This is a genomic window from Mycetocola miduiensis (assembly GCF_900115155.1).
GTDB lineage: Bacteria > Actinomycetota > Actinomycetes > Actinomycetales > Microbacteriaceae > Mycetocola_A > Mycetocola_A miduiensis.
Genome location: NZ_FOVM01000002.1, coordinates 389,379 through 404,826, shown reverse-complemented (window position 1 = coordinate 404,826; position 15,448 = coordinate 389,379). Strand labels below are relative to the sequence as shown.

Annotated in this window: 21 protein-coding genes; 12 read left to right on the top strand and 9 right to left on the bottom strand. The window is 64.5% G+C overall.

The features are described 5' to 3' along the window. Positions 1–61 precede the first annotated feature (61 nt). The 10 genes from BM197_RS05665 to BM197_RS05620 all read left to right on the top strand — a co-directional run bounded on the left by BM197_RS05665 (position 62) and on the right by BM197_RS05620 (position 9,088). Positions 62–721 carry a phosphoribosyltransferase gene (locus BM197_RS05665; protein ID WP_090709602.1) on the top strand — a complete coding sequence of 220 codons (660 nt, stop codon included), beginning with the start codon at positions 62–64 and terminating at the stop codon, positions 719–721. Beyond that, a complete protein-coding gene (locus BM197_RS05660) occupies positions 718–2,022 on the top strand; it encodes an erythromycin esterase family protein (protein WP_090709601.1) in 1,305 nt (434 codons plus the stop codon). The genes BM197_RS05665 and BM197_RS05660 overlap by 4 nt, the downstream gene beginning before the upstream one ends. A gap of 81 nt (positions 2,023–2,103) precedes the next feature. Next, positions 2,104–2,541 carry a universal stress protein gene (locus BM197_RS05655; protein WP_090709599.1) on the top strand — a complete coding sequence of 146 codons (438 nt, stop codon included), beginning with the start codon at positions 2,104–2,106 and terminating at the stop codon, positions 2,539–2,541. A 325-nt stretch (positions 2,542–2,866) separates the two neighbouring features. Then, on the top strand, positions 2,867–3,058 hold the full coding sequence (locus BM197_RS05650; RefSeq protein ID WP_090709597.1) for a hypothetical protein: 192 nt from the start codon (positions 2,867–2,869) through the stop codon (positions 3,056–3,058). A gap of 138 nt (positions 3,059–3,196) precedes the next feature. Beyond that, on the top strand, positions 3,197–4,999 hold the full coding sequence (acsA, locus tag BM197_RS05645; protein WP_090709596.1) for an acetate--CoA ligase: 1,803 nt from the start codon (positions 3,197–3,199) through the stop codon (positions 4,997–4,999). After that, a complete protein-coding gene (pdhA, locus tag BM197_RS05640) occupies positions 4,996–5,997 on the top strand; it encodes a pyruvate dehydrogenase (acetyl-transferring) E1 component subunit alpha (RefSeq protein ID WP_090709594.1) in 1,002 nt (333 codons plus the stop codon). Before acsA ends, pdhA begins: the two co-directional genes overlap by 4 nt. After that, positions 5,994–6,974, top strand: coding sequence for an alpha-ketoacid dehydrogenase subunit beta (locus tag BM197_RS05635; RefSeq protein ID WP_090709592.1), 981 nt, complete (start codon positions 5,994–5,996; stop codon positions 6,972–6,974). Before pdhA ends, BM197_RS05635 begins: the two co-directional genes overlap by 4 nt. Then, positions 6,967–8,370 (top strand): dihydrolipoamide acetyltransferase family protein, encoded by a 1,404-nt coding sequence (locus BM197_RS05630; RefSeq protein ID WP_090709590.1) that lies wholly within the window; start codon positions 6,967–6,969, stop codon positions 8,368–8,370. Before BM197_RS05635 ends, BM197_RS05630 begins: the two co-directional genes overlap by 8 nt. Next, on the top strand, positions 8,367–8,609 hold the full coding sequence (locus BM197_RS05625) for an acyl carrier protein (protein ID WP_090709589.1): 243 nt from the start codon (positions 8,367–8,369) through the stop codon (positions 8,607–8,609). The genes BM197_RS05630 and BM197_RS05625 overlap by 4 nt, the downstream gene beginning before the upstream one ends. Positions 8,610–8,719: 110 nt before the next feature. Then, positions 8,720–9,088 (top strand): DUF5655 domain-containing protein, encoded by a 369-nt coding sequence (locus BM197_RS05620; RefSeq protein ID WP_245762400.1) that lies wholly within the window; start codon positions 8,720–8,722, stop codon positions 9,086–9,088. Between the two features lie 57 nt (positions 9,089–9,145). On the opposite strand, the gene BM197_RS05615 is transcribed toward BM197_RS05620, so the two are convergent. Continuing rightward, positions 9,146–9,928 carry an SDR family oxidoreductase gene (locus BM197_RS05615; protein WP_090709587.1) on the bottom strand — a complete coding sequence of 261 codons (783 nt, stop codon included), beginning with the start codon at positions 9,926–9,928 and terminating at the stop codon, positions 9,146–9,148. A 177-nt stretch (positions 9,929–10,105) separates the two neighbouring features. After that, on the bottom strand, positions 10,106–10,564 hold the full coding sequence (locus BM197_RS05610) for a GyrI-like domain-containing protein (protein ID WP_090709586.1): 459 nt from the start codon (positions 10,562–10,564) through the stop codon (positions 10,106–10,108). A gap of 153 nt (positions 10,565–10,717) precedes the next feature. On the opposite strand from BM197_RS05610, the gene BM197_RS05605 reads away from it, so the two are divergent. Next, positions 10,718–11,158 carry a universal stress protein gene (locus BM197_RS05605; protein ID WP_090709584.1) on the top strand — a complete coding sequence of 147 codons (441 nt, stop codon included), beginning with the start codon at positions 10,718–10,720 and terminating at the stop codon, positions 11,156–11,158. A gap of 17 nt (positions 11,159–11,175) precedes the next feature. On the opposite strand, the gene BM197_RS16825 is transcribed toward BM197_RS05605, so the two are convergent. After that, positions 11,176–11,334, bottom strand: a complete 159-nt coding sequence (locus BM197_RS16825) for a multicopper oxidase domain-containing protein (protein ID WP_090709583.1) — start codon at positions 11,332–11,334, stop codon at positions 11,176–11,178. A 174-nt stretch (positions 11,335–11,508) separates the two neighbouring features. Beyond that, the gene (locus tag BM197_RS05595; protein WP_218151825.1) at positions 11,509–11,982 is read right to left on the bottom strand and encodes a multicopper oxidase domain-containing protein; all 474 of its coding nucleotides are present in this window, start codon (positions 11,980–11,982) and stop codon (positions 11,509–11,511) included. A 448-nt stretch (positions 11,983–12,430) separates the two neighbouring features. On the opposite strand from BM197_RS05595, the gene BM197_RS05585 reads away from it, so the two are divergent. Beyond that, a complete protein-coding gene (locus tag BM197_RS05585) occupies positions 12,431–12,823 on the top strand; it encodes a hypothetical protein (protein ID WP_090709578.1) in 393 nt (130 codons plus the stop codon). A gap of 83 nt (positions 12,824–12,906) precedes the next feature. Here BM197_RS05585 and BM197_RS05580 read toward each other — a convergent pair whose 3' ends face one another. The 5 genes from BM197_RS05580 to BM197_RS16695 form a co-directional block, all read right to left on the bottom strand. Further along, on the bottom strand, positions 12,907–13,374 hold the full coding sequence (locus BM197_RS05580) for a CPBP family intramembrane glutamic endopeptidase (RefSeq protein ID WP_090709576.1): 468 nt from the start codon (positions 13,372–13,374) through the stop codon (positions 12,907–12,909). Next, positions 13,350–13,556, bottom strand: coding sequence for a hypothetical protein (locus tag BM197_RS05575; RefSeq protein ID WP_090709575.1), 207 nt, complete (start codon positions 13,554–13,556; stop codon positions 13,350–13,352). Before BM197_RS05575 ends, BM197_RS05580 begins: the two co-directional genes overlap by 25 nt. A gap of 57 nt (positions 13,557–13,613) precedes the next feature. Then, on the bottom strand, positions 13,614–14,285 hold the full coding sequence (locus tag BM197_RS05570; protein ID WP_090709573.1) for a BON domain-containing protein: 672 nt from the start codon (positions 14,283–14,285) through the stop codon (positions 13,614–13,616). Positions 14,286–14,423: 138 nt separating this feature from the next. Continuing rightward, the gene (locus BM197_RS16700; protein ID WP_281247399.1) at positions 14,424–14,948 is read right to left on the bottom strand and encodes a glycoside hydrolase family 65 protein; all 525 of its coding nucleotides are present in this window, start codon (positions 14,946–14,948) and stop codon (positions 14,424–14,426) included. Then, complete coding sequence (locus BM197_RS16695; protein ID WP_281247402.1) at positions 14,861–15,439, bottom strand: hypothetical protein; 579 nt, start codon at positions 15,437–15,439, stop codon at positions 14,861–14,863. The genes BM197_RS16700 and BM197_RS16695 overlap by 88 nt, the downstream gene beginning before the upstream one ends. Between the last annotated feature and the right edge of the window lie 9 nt (positions 15,440–15,448).

Genomic DNA, 15,448 nt, shown 5'->3' with positions numbered 1-15,448 from the left:
TTGGACACTAGTGCGACGGGAATGGCTCTCTCATCATGGACTTGTATGGAGGGTATGCGTCATGCGCAATGAATTCCAGAATCGAGAGGATGCGGGGCGCCGGCTCGCTCGTCGACTCACCGGTTTCCACACCGGCGACGTCGTTGTTCTCGGGCTGCCACGCGGCGGCGTGCCGGTGGCTGCCGAAGTGGCCGCGGCACTCAACGCTCCCCTGGACGTCATCGTCGTCCGCAAGCTTGGCGTGCCGTTTCAGCCCGAGGTGGCCATGGGCGCGATCGGGGAACGCGGGGTGCGGGTTCTCGATGGGGAGTTGATCGCCGCTCTTGGAATCACGCCCGCTCAGATAGACCAGGTGGAGGAGAAAGAACGGGCGACATTGGCGCACCGCAGCGCGCTGTTGCACTCTGGTTCGGAAGGAGTAGACCTGACCGGTCACACCGCTCTCATCGTGGATGACGGGATCGCCACTGGAGCGACCACATCGGCGGCCTGCCGTGTGGCGCGGGCGCTCGGTGCTGCTCGCGTCATTGTCGCCGCACCCGTCGGAGGACCAGACGCAGTGCACCGCGTTCGGGACGCAGATGAAGTGCTTTGCCTGATTCAGCCGCGGGACTTCCGTGCGGTCGGCGAGCATTACCGTGACTTCGACCAGACCTCCGAGGCCGAGGTCGTCGAGCACCTCGACAATGCTCGACGTCGAATGGCGGGCGAGCACAGATGACCGTGCACACGGAGGCGAACTCCTACCTCGCCGACATCCGCGGTCTCGCGCACTCCCTGCGAGGCCCGGCGGATCTCAACCCGATCCTCAGCCTCTCAACGGGGCGACGGTTCGTGGCTATCGGCGAGGCTTCCCATGGAACCCATGAGTACTACCAATGGCGCGCTCGGCTCAGCCGCAGGCTCATCGAGGAGCAGGGGTTCACCTGGATCGGTGTCGAGGGCGACTGGCCGGACTGCTGGCGCATCGACCGCTGGGTGCGTGGACTCGCCAACCAGAACCTCGACGCCCACGGTCTGCTCGCCCAATTTGACCGCTGGCCGACCTGGATGTGGGCGAACGCTGAGGTCGCCGACTTCCTCGACTGGCTGCATGAGTGGAACGTCGGCCGCCAGGCAACCGGCAGGGTCGGGTTCTATGGACTGGACGTGTACTCGCTGTGGGACTCCCTTGATCGGGTGATCTCTTGGTTGGCTGAACACCACCCAGATTCGGTGCCTGCCGCTTTGCGAGCGTGGCAGTGCTTCACGCCGTATCAGGGGGACCCGCACCGGTATGCGTGGAGCACCAGACTCGTCCCGCAGAGTTGCGAGACGGATGTTGTCAACCTTCTGGTCGCGGTCCGGCACCGCGCCGCTGCAGACGGCGAGGATGCCTTCGACGCGGAGCAGAACGCGCAGTTTGCGGTCGGAGCCGAACGCTATTACCGCGCCATGGTGCGCACTGACCGAGGCTCCTGGGACATCCGAGACATCCACATGGCAGACACCATCGACCGTGTGACCCGCTATCTCGGCCCGCGATCGAAGGGAATCATCTGGGAGCACAACACGCACATCGGTGACGCCAGGGGCACGTCAATGGCCGAAGACGGTTTGGTGAATGTGGGGCAGCTTCTGCGCGATCATTACAGCGACTCGGAAGTGCTTCTGGTAGGCCTCGCCGGGTATCGCGGTGAGGTCGTGGCAAGCACGCAGTGGGGTGCCGCCGAACAGCGGATGCGAGTACCCGCCGCCCGTGCAGGAAGTCACGAAGCGCTTCTGCACGAAGCCTTGGGAGCGTCAGCAGTGCTCGACTTCCGCGCCGACCCTGATCGTCCGTGGCTGAGGCAGCGACTGGGCCACCGAGCTATCGGCGTGGTTTACGACCCGGACCGCGAATGGGGCAATTACGTACCGACTGTCATGGGCCGTCGCTACGACGCGCTGATCTGGCTCGAAGACACATCCGCGTTGCGGCCACTCGCTCACGAGAGAACCCCTGAAGAAGCCGAATACGAAACCGAGCCAACCGGGTACTGAGCGCGTGCACCACGGCGTCTCGATCTCGGCAGAGGACTTTTGGCCCTACCGGTCGGATTCCGCAACATCGACTCTGGGACGATGACAGACAGCAGCAAGCATCACATCATCGTCGGAGTGGACGGCTCGGATTCATCCATCGAGGCGCTCCGCGAGGCCGCGGAGATCGCGGAAGCACTGGACGTTCCTCTGGAGGCCACCACCGCATGGGAGTTCCCCGTCATGGGCGAGTACACGCCGATTCGGGACTGGTCCCCGGAGGAGGATGCGAAGAAGATACTCTCCTCAGCGGTGAGCCGGGCCTTCCCTGATGCACCTCCGTCGGACCTTGAGCTGACAACCGTTCGCGGGCCGGCCGCGCGAACGCTGATCGAGGTGAGCAAAGACGCCCGCATGTTGGTGCTCGGCAGCCGCGGGCACGGTGGGTTCGTGGGGATGCTACTCGGTTCGGTCAGCGCTGCGTGCGCCGAGCATGCACATTGCCCGGTCCTGGTCGTACATCGGCCGCGCCCGGCTTAACCGGCGGCATGCACCACGCAGGGGCTACCGAGTTCAGAGAGCGATCATGTCGACGCAAAGCTAGCGGGCTTCGCGCTGCGATTTGGAAAATGCGGACGCGAAGTGCTGGATGCCCGACTGGCCCTGCTTCAGCTCGACCCTGCGCCCGCCGCGCTTCAGTACAGGCGCGCTGATCTTTGCTCGTTCCCTTCGCTGCGGCGATTCGCGCCGTATTCCCGAGATCGGGACTTTCGGCCCTGACCGCGGACCTCAGGCGCTCGGACTCTATAAAGCGAGCCGACTAGTCGGACGGATTCAACACGAGCTTCGAACCAGGAGAAAGATCATGAGCATCCGCATAACTCCGCCGGTACGCCCGGCCACGATCGGCCCGGCCGACATCGCACTACCTCCGACAGCGCCGATTGACCTCACTGATGTGGTCAACGAGCAACTGGCCGCCGATCCCATGCCCCTGCCTGTTTCATCGCAGAGCCGTGCCTTTGGCGTCCTCCCCGAGTCGTATCGGAGCCACTGACGCGACATAAAACTCCGGCGACTCACAGAACGCTCTGATGAAACGGCGTGATTGGTGTCTGCCGGGTACGATCTCGGGTTCGAGGAGGGAGGACGAAGGTCCCGCGGAGAAAGGCAATGGTGGATATAGCCTCGAGTCATGGAAGCATCGACACCGGCGTCGACCCGCTGGCCTGTAATTGCCAAGGATGTCACGGCGGACACGGTGACGCCCAATCTGCTCGACTATGACCGGGCCTGCGCAACATTCTCGTGGGACGACGAGCGACTCGCCTTGGGTGGGCTACCCGAGGGCGGCGTGAATATCGCCTACGAGGCCGTCGACCGGCATGCGAAGAGCGAACGCGCCGGGCGGGATGCCCTGCGCTTCGTGCGAGCGGATGGCAGTATTCTCTCTCGCAGTTACGCTGCGCTGGCCGACGATAGCGACCGCTTCGCCAGTCTCCTCAGGTCCTTGGGCGTGCAACGCGGCGAGCGCGTGTTCTCCCTCCTCGGCCGTTCGCCCGCCCTGTATACGGCTGTGCTCGGCACGCTGAAGCACGGCGCTGTGTTCTGCCCCCTGTTCTCCGCATTCGGCCCTGAACCAGTGCGACAGCGACTCGAACTCGGGGCCGCCAGTGTGCTCGTCACGACCCGGACGCTCTACCGCAGGAAGGTTGCGGCCCTTCGCAGCGAGCTCCCTGCCCTGCGCCACGTGCTCCTCATCGATGCCGACGGCGAACCCGAACGCGACACGCTCGACTTGGAAGCCCTTATCGCCGAGGCACCGCCGTATGGTGCGATCGCTGCGATGCAGCCGGAGGACATGGCCCTGCTTCACTTCACGAGCGGCACCACCGGCCGACCGAAGGGCGCGGTACACGTTCACGACGCGGTCACTGCACATTACGCGACAGGACGTTTCGCCCTCGACCTGCACCCCGACGACGTCTACTGGTGCACGGCTGACCCCGGCTGGGTGACGGGAACCTCGTACGGGATCATTGCCCCGCTCGTGCACGGCGTGACGACCGTGGTCGATGAGGAGGATATGGACGCCGAGCGCTGGTACCGGATCCTGGCCGAGCAAAAGGTCACCGTCTGGTACACCGCCCCCACCGCGCTGCGCATGCTGATGAAGGCAGGTGCAGCGCGTGCGAAGGCACACGACCTTTCGTCGTTGCGGTTTGTGGCGAGCGTCGGAGAGCCGCTCAATCCCGAGGTCGTCGTGTGGGGGCAGGAGGCATTCGGCCACCCGATCCATGACAACTGGTGGCAGACCGAGACCGGCGGCATCATGATCTCGAACTACCTGTCGATGGACATTCGCCCTGGTTCAATGGGGCGCCCGCTGCCTGGCATCGAGGCCGCCATCGTCGCCCGCGACGACACGGGCGCACCGGTCGTGCGCGCCGGCCACGTCGAACTCGTCAGCGATCCCGACACGATGGGCGAGCTAGCCCTGCGTGCCGGATGGCCGTCGATGTTCCGCGGCTACCTCAATGAGGAGGAGCGGTATCGCAAGTGTTTCGCCGGCGGGTGGTACCTCACCGGCGACCTCGCGCGGCGGGACGAGGACGGCTATTACTGGTTTGTCGGGCGCGGCGACGACGTCATCAAATCCTCCGGGCACCTGATTGGTCCCTTCGAGGTGGAGAGCTCGCTGATGGAACACGACGCCGTCGCCGAGGCGGGCGTCATAGGTGTGCCAGATTCCGTCGCCGGTGAAGTCGTCAAGGCTTTCGTCGAGCTCAAGCCAGGCTTCGAGGCGTCAGACGCCCTGAGGCTCGACATCATCGGATTCGCACGCAAGCGACTCGGAGCCGCCGTCGCACCACGAGAGCTTGAGTTCACCCCGGCACTTCCGAAGACGCGAAGCGGCAAGATCCTTCGCCGCTTGCTGAAAGCCCGAGCTCTCGGACTGCCCGAGGGCGACACGTCGACACTGGAGGCGGGGCGATGACCGACGAGCAGACGGCCGCGGCCATCGTGAGCGACCCGGAGCATGTACGGTACCTGCTCCGCCAGATGGTGCGCGTGCGACGACTCGAGGAGGCGTGCGTCGAGCAGTACAGCGCGGCGAAAATCCGCGGGTTCCTGCACGTGTACATCGGCGAGGAAGCGGTCGCTGCCGGTGTCATGTCCGCGATCGGACCGGATGACGCGGTCGTCGCCACCTATCGAGAGCACGGGCACGCCCTGCTTCGCGGAGTCGCGGCGAACGCCATCATGGCGGAGATGTACGGTCACGCCGAGGGATGCTGCCGGGGACGCGGAGGGTCAATGCACCTCTTCGACGCCGCCACCCGCTTCTACGGCGGCAACGCCATCGTCGCCGGCGGGCTGCCGCTCGCGGTCGGGCTGGCCCTCGCCGATAAGATGTCAGGCCGCGACCGGGTGACCGTGTGCTTCTTCGGTGAGGGTGCCGTGGCGGAGGGCGAGTTTCATGAGAGCATCAACCTCGCGGCGCTCTGGGACCTGCCCGTGCTGTTCTGCTGCGAGAACAACCTCTACGCGATGGGAACGGCCCTCGATCGATCGGAGTCTCAGACCGATATCGCGTTGAAGGCATCCGGGTACGCCATCGCGTCCTGGACCGTGGACGGCATGAACGTGCTCGCTGTCGAAGAGTCGGCGCGTCGAGCGATCGACGCGGTGCGTGCGGGTGCAGGCCCGCACTTCCTCGAACTGCGAACCTACCGGTTCCGGGCTCACTCGATGTTCGATCCGGAGCGCTATCGGGAGAAGACCGAGGTCGAACGCTGGATGGAACGTGACCCGATCCAGTCGCTCCGCTCAGCGCTCGAGACGCATGGGCAACTTTCAGCCGACCAGTGGTCGGCACTCCAGCGGGGGGTCGACGAGGAAATACAGGCCGCTATCACCTTCGCGGAGAATGGCACGCTCGAGCCCGTCGAGGAGCTCACACGCTTTGTATACAGCGAACGGACGGCACCATGAAGACCACCTACAGGGAAGCGATGCGCGCAGCGATCCGCGAAGCAATGCAAAAGGACGACCGCGTCTTTCTGATGGGCGAAGATGTCGGGCGCTACGGCGGCGGATTCGCCGTGAGCCTGGGGTTGCTCGAGGAGTTCGGTCCGGTGCGGATTCGTGACACACCCCTCTCGGAAGCGGGGTTCGTCGGTGCGGGCATCGGCGCAGCACTCGGTGGCATGCGACCGATCATCGAGATCATGACCGTCAACTTCAGCCTGCTCGCACTCGACCAAATCATGAACAACGCAGCGACACTGCTGCACATGTCGGGCGGGCAGTTCAACGTTCCCGTCGTCATTCGCATGACGACAGGCGGCGGACGCCAACTCGCTGCCCAGCACTCGCACAGCCTGGAGGGCTGGCTGGCGCACATCCCGGGGCTCCGCATCCTCACTCCGGCAACGCTCGAAGACGCGCGCGGCATGCTGTGGACGGCACTCGAAGATCCCGACCCTGTGCTGATCTTCGAGCACGGCTCGCTTTACAACGTCTCGGGTGAGTTGGCGGACGACGCGGGGTCGGTCGATATCGACCACGCGGTCGTGCGCCGGGAGGGGGCGGGTCTCTCGATCATCACCTACGGCGGCACCCTGTCGACCGCGCTCGAGGCGGCCGAGACGCTCAGCGGCGAGGGCATCGACGCCGAGGTGATCGACCTGCGCACCCTCCGCCCCCTCGACGACGCCGCGATCCTCGCATCCGTGGCCAAGACCCATCGCGCTGTCGTGGTTGACGAGGGGTGGCGCAGCGGCGGGATCTCCGCCGAGATCAGCGCCCGCATCACCGAGTCAGCGTTCTACGACCTCGACGTCCCGGTCACCAGGGTCTGCAGCGCGGAGGTTCCCATCCCCTACGCCCGGCACCTCGAGCAGACATCGCTTCCCTCGTCCGAGCGTGTCTGCGCGGCGGCACGCGAGGTGGTGGGCGCTGGTGGGTGAGTTCAGGATGCCGTCGCTTGGCGCGGACATGGAGCACGGCAAGGTCGTCGAGTGGCTGGTCAAGCCTGGCGACTATGTGCACCGCGGCGACCTCATCGCCGAGGTCGACACCGAGAAGACCGTTATGGAAGTCGAGTCGTTCGAGGAGGGCATCGTCGCAGAGTTCCTCGTCGACCTCGGCGAGACAGTACCGGTAGGCACTCCCATCGCTCGCATCACGGGGACGCCCGCCGATGGGGCCCTCGTCCCGCCGAAGGCGGCACCCGGCGCGACGCCTGCTGTGCAACCGCCTCTGGAGTCGGTAGGGCATGCCACTCCGCCGATCCGACATCTGGCACACGAACTCGGCGTGGAGATCGAGCACCTCCACGGTACTGGGCGACAAGGCGCGATCACGCGGGCCGACGTCGAAGCGGCCGCTGAACGCAGCGCTGCACCGGCGCCTCCCGCCGCCACACCGCCAGCGGCACCAACGCCCACGCCGACGCCAACGCCAACGATGGGCCGGGTCCGGTCGTCTCCGCGCGCTCGTCGCCTCGCCGCCAAACTCGGGGTGGACCTCGCCGGAGTTCGTGGAACCGGCCCCGGCAACGCCGTAACCGAGGCCGACCTGCGAGCGGAGGCGCTCGCCGCTCCCCTATCCGCGTCGGTGCCCGAGCGAGGAGCCGCGCCGCCATCCGATACCGCAGCGCCGACGGCCGAGACCGCGACGGCTACGGAGGCCGCCGAACGAATCGCAAAACTCCGCCGCGCCGTGGGTGAACTGATGGCGCGCTCGAAACGCGAGGTCCCCCACTATTACCTCAGCACCACGATCGACCTCGGCGCTGCCATGGCCTGGATGCAGCGCATCAACTCCGAACGACCGATTGCAACGCGGCTGGTACCCGCCGCACTGCTCCTCGCGGCTGCAGCCAAAGCCGCCAAGGAGGTCCCCGACATCAACGGATTCTTCATCGACGGCGTGTTCAAACCGAGCCCGGCCGTGCACCTTGGCGTCGCTGTGGCCCTGCGGGGTGGTGGCATCGTCGCGCCGGCGCTCCACGATGCCGACACCCTCGCGCTCGACCAGCTCATGGAGAGGCTTCGCGACCTCACCGTCCGTGCCCGTGCCGGTCATCTCCAGCGCGCGGAGATGGCCGATCCCACTATCACCGTGACCAACCTCGGTGACCTCGGCGTGGAGACAGTCTTCGGCGTCATCTACCCCCCGCAAGTCGCCCTCGTGGGCTTCGGTCGAGTCGTGAGTCAACCACGGGCTATAGATGGATTGATCGGCGTGCGCCCAACCGTGACCGCGACGCTCTCCGCCGATCACCGCGCCAGTGACGGACTGCGCGGCAGCCTATTCCTCGCCCGCATCGACGAGCTGCTACAGAAACCGGAAAAGCTGTGAACGAACACGAAGCCCGCGCCGCGGTGCTCGCGGCCATTCATGAGGTCGCGCCCGACGTCAACACCGAACGACTCGACGCCAACTCGCGGCTACGCCAGGACCTCGAGCTCGACTCCCTCGACTTCCTCCGGCTGCTCGAAAACCTCGCGCAGTCGACAGGAGTCAGCACCCCGGAAGAAGACTATGCCGACCTGACGAGCGTTCAGCGCCTCATCCATTACATCGCCGCGCACAGCTGATGGCGAGGTCCCTCCGCTTCGCACAGGGACGCTGCCCTTTCTGTGCGCACGCGGTGGATGAAGCTGATCGCCGTTGGCATCGGCCAGACATTCGCGTCTGAGGAGTCGCCATGGGAACAGTTCCCGGTGAGCAGTTCTTCGTTGAGGCGGAGGCACGCGAGATTTATCGCGCGCTCGCGAGACGGGTGTTCGCGTTCGGTGGCGGAATCGAGGCTCACGTGTCCAAAAGCCAGGTGGCGTTCCGCGCCGGGCGCGCTTTCGCGTTTGCGTGGCGGCCCGGGATGTACGTGAACAGCGATGTTCCCGTCGTTGCGTCCTTCGCGCTCGGTCGGGAGCTGAGTTCACAGCGGATCAAGGAAGTCGCACACACGTCGACGAAGCAATGGATGCACCACGTCGAACTGCGTGCCGTCGCTGATGTCGACGATGAACTGATCAGGTGGATCGAAGAGGCCTACCGCCGGATCACCGAACGGTGATCACCGACGACGGTCCACCCCGATGATCAAAGCTGCCCGGTGAGGTTGGCGATCGGGTCAGAAGACCGTGTCGCCTCTCAGCACCGCATCGGATCCACCGTCAATGTAAATGATCTGGCCGCAGAGGTGCGCGTTGTCCTCGCTCGTCAACCACGCGAGAAGCGTCGCGACGCCCCGTGGTTCGAAGAATCCGTTCAGGGGCATCGGCACCATGGCCGCCACCTGTGATCTGGCTGCGGCGTCGCTCATGATGTAGGCCGTCATGGGCGTGTAGACAACGCCCGGTGCCACGGCATTCAGCGGTATGGATGCGTCCGCCCATTCTGCGGTGGGTGCCTGCCTTCGTATCCATCGTGACAAGGCACGCTTGGCCGTGCCGTAGATGAGGCTGCTCCTTTGGGCATCCCCTGCCTCCAGTTCTGCGGCCCTGGCCATGGCTTCGGTTTCCGAGCCATCAAGCAGTGCATTCAGGAGGGTCTCATCGGGAGGAAACAGCGCAGCCATCGAACTGACCGCGACCGCGCGCGGGCTCGGGGACCTGAGGAGCAGGGGTCGTAACCCTTCGAGCGTTGCCACCGTCCCGTAAAAGTTCACCGCGACGGTCGCTGCGTTGGGCGTTGCCAGCCCTGCCACGGCGAGGACGGCGTCGACTCCCCCGCCGCTCACTCGGGTGACTTCCTCCACAAGCTGCTCGCGACCGGAAGCAGTGCTGAGGTCAGCGACGATCTCGGCGTCCCGGAGGTCGGTTCCGATCACCCTGTGGCCCTGCTCGGTCAACAGTTCTGACGTCGACTTTCCGATTCCGCTTGCTGCCCCGGTCACGACATATGTGCGGCTCATCTGATTCTCCTGGTCTCAGGGCCGGAGATTCGCCGGCACACCCCATCGTTTCCCGGCTGCCACCGCCGAACAAGGGACTTTGGTCATCTGGCGCTCGCTCCCACCAGCCTTGCCGCGACTCCGGCCAAGCATTGGAGACAGAAGCGGGCGCGGTGATCGCCGATGAACCGAGCGCACTCAGCCGACAGGCCAGCAGATCCGGGTTCGCCAGGCCGAAGGATCCGGCTCCACCTCCGGGTCGCTGAGGTAGCTTTCCCACATAACAGCGCCCGGGGTCAGCCCGGCGTCTACGAAGTGGCGTCCAATCTCTGCGTAGGTCCGCTCCATCGTGTCGTACGGTCCGACGTGGACAGCCTCCACGCACCGTCCGCCGGGTAGCGATCCCGGCACGACGTCGCCAGCCGCTGTAATCGTCGCTGAAACGGGAAAGCCCGCTTCCACGTCGACGGTTTCAGTAGGCATGCCGTAGTACTTGCCGAATGGCGGGCCGGTCGGGTGCACGCCCTGGGCCTGCAGCGCCGCCATCGTGTCCTGGAACGCGCGCGAGAAAAAGCCGGTCAGCTCCGACATGGGCACTCTTTTCCTGACCCCGGCGGTCGGTTGTTCGTCGTGCTCGGTGAGAGCGATATTCGTCATAAGGGGATGCTCGGCGGACCGAGAAGCAATGCGTAGGGCCGAAGGTCCCGGGGATTGCCGCGAAGGTTGTCCACATGCACTTAGTTACGACAATCATGCGACAGGTGACCTTCGGCCCTGTCGCCCGAACGCCGCACCGAGCACCGTGGTCGGATGACAGAGAGCAATAGCAAACGCCAGATTGTTGTGGGGGTCGACGGTTCGGAGTCGTCGATTGACGCGCTTCGCGAGGCGGCCGAAATGGCCGGGGCACTCGGTGTCCCCCTTGAGGCGGTGACCATTTGGGAGTTCCCCCTCGTGGTCGAGTACACTCCCATTCCGGTGTGGTCGCCCGAAGAGGACGCGAGAACCGTACTCGCCGCGGCGATCCGGGAGGCATTTCACGACGAGCCACCGCCAGGCCTCACCACAACGACGGCGCCTGGGCCCGTAGCGCGGGCCTTGATCGAGTTGAGTAAGGGTGCACGGATGCTGGTCCTGGGTAGCCGCGGGCATGGCGGGTTCGTCGGGATGCTCCTCGGATCGGTCAGCGCCGCATGCGCCGAGCATGCCCACTGTCCGGTGTTGGTGGTGCATCGACCCCGCACTCCGTGAGTGCACTATCGAGGTACTCAGACGATGGTGTAACGCTGGATCATCTCGTTGTCTTCATGTTCCAGGATGTGGCAATGCCACACATAGTCCCCGAGGAAGGACGCCTGGAATGCTGTGGTGGATCCTGCAGCGTCGGCGCCAAATGGCACGACGATCCGGGTGACCTCACCCGGCATGCTCCGCACTGTGTCCTTCCATCCCCGCTCGTTGGGTGGCGGTGGCCGCGCTCCGCCGCGCAGGAAGGGAGTAACAGGCGGCGGCGGGAACGGGCCCGTGTTCGGCGCAATCGGCTGACCACCGTAGGTTGCAGCAAGAGGTCCCACGGTCGTTGAACGATCGATCCTGGATGATCAACGGCATCTCGAAGTCGGGCGCCGGAGGAAGGGCGCCGCCGTCAGCGCGCCGGGTCCCGTCCCGGGGTCATCATCGTTGCTAATCAGGTATCCACCCGCGAGCCCCGCAAGGACGTTGAGGCGGGTGATTCCCAGTGCGTGGTCGTGATACCAGAGCCCGGCCGCCTCTTGCGTGTTGCCGTAATGGTAGACGCGCGGTCCGTCGCTTCTCGTGAACGTGTCGACAGGATCCCCATCATTATCCGGACTCGTGTTGCCTCCGTGCAGGTGCGTGGAAACGCGAGGGTTGGTGGCGTCAGTAGACGTCACGCCGTCGATCTCGTGATCGATGGCCTCGGCAAGTGGGTGCTCACCCAGCTTGCTGATCATCGTGACGTCGAACGGAACTCCTTGCCGTGCCACGATGGTGGGTCCCAGGTAGGTCTGTAGAGCGGGTCCGCCACGATACGCGAGCGTTGGCGTGGGCGGCATCGCACTGGAAAAAGAGTGAGACGCGTTGACCATCTCGATGACCGTGCCACCCCGGACGTTGCGTCGATCACGCCCAACCCGGCGAGGGTCGGCAGTTGCTCGCTGAATGGCATCCCCAGTGGCAGAGAGATCGCTGTCGCCCGTCGGGTGGTCCCCATCGGCAGGAGCAGCGCTGCGCCAGACGCCGCAGTCGCACCAAAAAGCGTTCGTCGTGTGATGTCCATGGTTATCTGCCTTGTCACGTAGTTCCGCGGCGGTTTCTCCGGCCCACAATCACAGAAAGGCCCACCTCCTCAGGATCGTCCTGTGCATGCTGGCAGAAAAAGGGCCGAACGTCCCGCCATCGAAATGACCCCACGGGCGGTTCAGTAACCGGGACCAAAGCCCCTCCACCACACACCGCGGGGTGAGAATCATGGATCGCACAGAGCCAAAGGAGTAGCAGGTCATGTCCAGGTCAGTCATCGCAAAGCTCTTCTACGGGTCGCTCATCGCGATCGTCATCGCGATTGCCGTGCTGGGAGCCGCGATCGCGTTCGGAAGTAGCAGCTTCACGATGGACGGCTCTGATGTCGTAGGGATCCAGTCGGCGTTCGGCTGGGGAACGGTTGCTGTCGGTGCATCCGCGGTTCTCGTGATCGTCGCTGCATCAGTCGCACAGTTCGTCGCGTGGATCGGCGCCCTGATCAACACCGCTCCGCTGGAGAACAAGACCTGGTTCGTGATTCTACTGGTATCGGGCCTCCTCGGATTCGGGCTCATCGCCATGCTCGTGTACCTCCTCACCGAACCGCACGGACCACGCGCGGCCGTTCCTGCGGGATCGCCCGCCGCCGCATGACTCGCGCTCGAGAGACTGCACGGCGAAGCGCCGAGAGTGCGTCGACGACGCGACGCGTCCCTGCTGCAGCTTGACGGAGCCTGTCACGACGGAGCGTGCACGGCGCCGAACAGAAAGAAGACGACCATTCCCGCGGTGTTGCTGACGCCATGTGAGACGACGGCTGCCCAGACCGTGCGGAAGTGGTACTGGAGGGCGCTGAAGAAGACGCCGTCCGCCGTAGTTACGATCACGCCGACGATGCCCTGCTCCGTGTGAACCAGCCCGAACAATACAGATGACAGAACAACAGCGGTTATGAGCCCCAGCCGTCCTGGGAGCAACTCGCGCATCCGCGTCTGCAGATAACCGCGGAAAGTAAATTTTTCTCCCACAGCAGCGAGCGTCCACGTCAGCGCCAGCATGATCAGCAGTAGGCGCCGATCGCCCTGAAGGGCGGTGAATCCGCTGAAATCTTGTTGAGTGTTCGTCGCCAGCTCAAGCAGTGGAAGAACCATCAGTAGGGTGAGCACATTCCAGGCGAGCGTCAGAACCGCAACCTGTGCGGCCATTTCTGCCAGCGCGTTTCGGTCGACACCCCGAGCGTTGCGGGACCCTGCCGGCGGAGCGCAAGCGAGCAGGCCCCGAGCACCAGCAGAACCAAAGCGGGGATGAACAGATCCATGAGCACCGCCGTGACCGCCAGCGCGACTTCGACAATGCCGACACGATCCAGAAGGACGGGCGACCCCACGAGGGCAGTGGCGGGCGCCCTTGAAACCATTCAGATGCTACCGGCCCACGCCTACGATCACGCGACGACGGTGATCTCGTTCTTGACGTCCGTGACATTGGGAGAGGCCCAGGCGGCCAGGCCAGCCTGTTTCTTTTCGGCCCACGAATGAACAGACCCGCTGAGGGTTACTTCGCTTCCAGAAACACTCACCGTGATGGTGTTCGCGTCAAGAGTGGCATTCCGCACGAAGGCATTCTTGATGCGCTCAGCAGTGTCGTCGGCCGACGGCCGACGCCTCAACGTGATCTGATTATCGACCGAAAGCACTGCGAAGACCCGTTCGACGGCTTTCCCAGCGGCTAAGCGCTGATAGTTCCAATCCGCCTGTCCGGTGAGGACGACCTTGCGATCATGCACCTTGGCTTTAATCGAGCTGGGGACACCACTGGTCCACTCGAGCACTCGATCGACGGTTTGCTGAATGTCAGCGTCCGTCGTCGAGTCGGTGTGATGGCGAACCGCGAGGTCGTCTTCGACCCCGGTGACACCGCTGATCCTGAGTGCGGCCTTGATAGCGGCGCTCTGTTCCACGACGCTGTCCACTTGCCCCGAAAGCATCACGCGGCCGTCGGTGACTGCCACCCCAATATGAGCTGCGTTAACCTCGGGTGTCCACTCGAGCTCCTCTTCAACGGCCGCTTGAATCGTCTTGTCGTTACGCGGGGGTTGGGTATTCAAGGCAGTCATTCCGGATCCTTTCGACTCGCTGATTCGCTGTTCACATTGTGCAGATCACCGGCCAGCGAAGGCAGGGCCTAAGGTCCCGCGAGAGTAATTCACTGGCGGCTCTGGGCGGCCACGGTCAGCGAACTCGCTTTAGACCGTTCAGCTGGTGTCCCCCTCGGCGGCCAGAATCAGGTCGAGCCTGCCGATCGCGCCATAGCGGGCGCGGTAGCCTGCCCAGTCAAACTCCTTCAGTCGTTCGTAGCCCTCGAACTGGCTGATCACGCCGTCGGCGTGGAAGGGGACCCGCAGCCGGCTACCGATGAGACGCCATTGCTTCACCTCCCCCGGTCGCAGTCGGATACGGTTCCACATCTGGTCGGCGTACCGGGGCGACAGCACGTTGACAACGTCCACGGCACGTAGCATCACCCAGGCAGCCATCACATTCGTATAGGCGTTGTTGCGAAGCCCCTCACCGGGAGCGTCCGGATATCCGTCATGGAACTCATCGGGGCCCATGACTCCAGCGATGTCGTACCGATCCGTTGTGTCATCGTGTGTGGCCAGGCTGGCGACGAACCGGGCGATCTGGATGATCAGCTCAGCCCCCTCCTCGACCAGATAGCCGATCTCGCCAGTGGATTCGTAGAACTTCCACGCGCTGTACGCGATGGCCAGCCCCACGTGCCGCTGGAGCCGGGAATTATCGGGCATCCAGCTGTCGTCACGCAGGTTGAACGATTCGGTCGGGATTCGTCGCGCCCGTCAATGCCGCTTTGCCAGGGAAACATCGCCCCCTTGTGACCTGCCCGTCGTGCTGCCTCCCGTGCTTCACCGAGCCAGCGATAGCGGTAACCGAGCAGCGCCCGAGTGATCTCAGGACGGTGCAAAGAGAGCGTCGGGTAGACGAACATCTCGTCCCAGAAGATGTGTCCCCGATATCCTTCACCGTGTAAGCCGCGGGCGGGAAGCCCGGCATCGAGGTCGGCCGTGACGGCGGCGGCGCTTTGCAGTACGTGGAATGTATTGACGTTCAGCGCCAATTGCGGGCGTTTCTCGATCTGCTCTGAATCCGTTGCGAGTAGCACCGTGAACTCGTTCCGCAGGACTCGCCATGCCGACTCGTGCGCGGTAAGGAGCGTCGCAACATCAGGCAGTCGGCGTATGCGCTTCATCACCGCAAG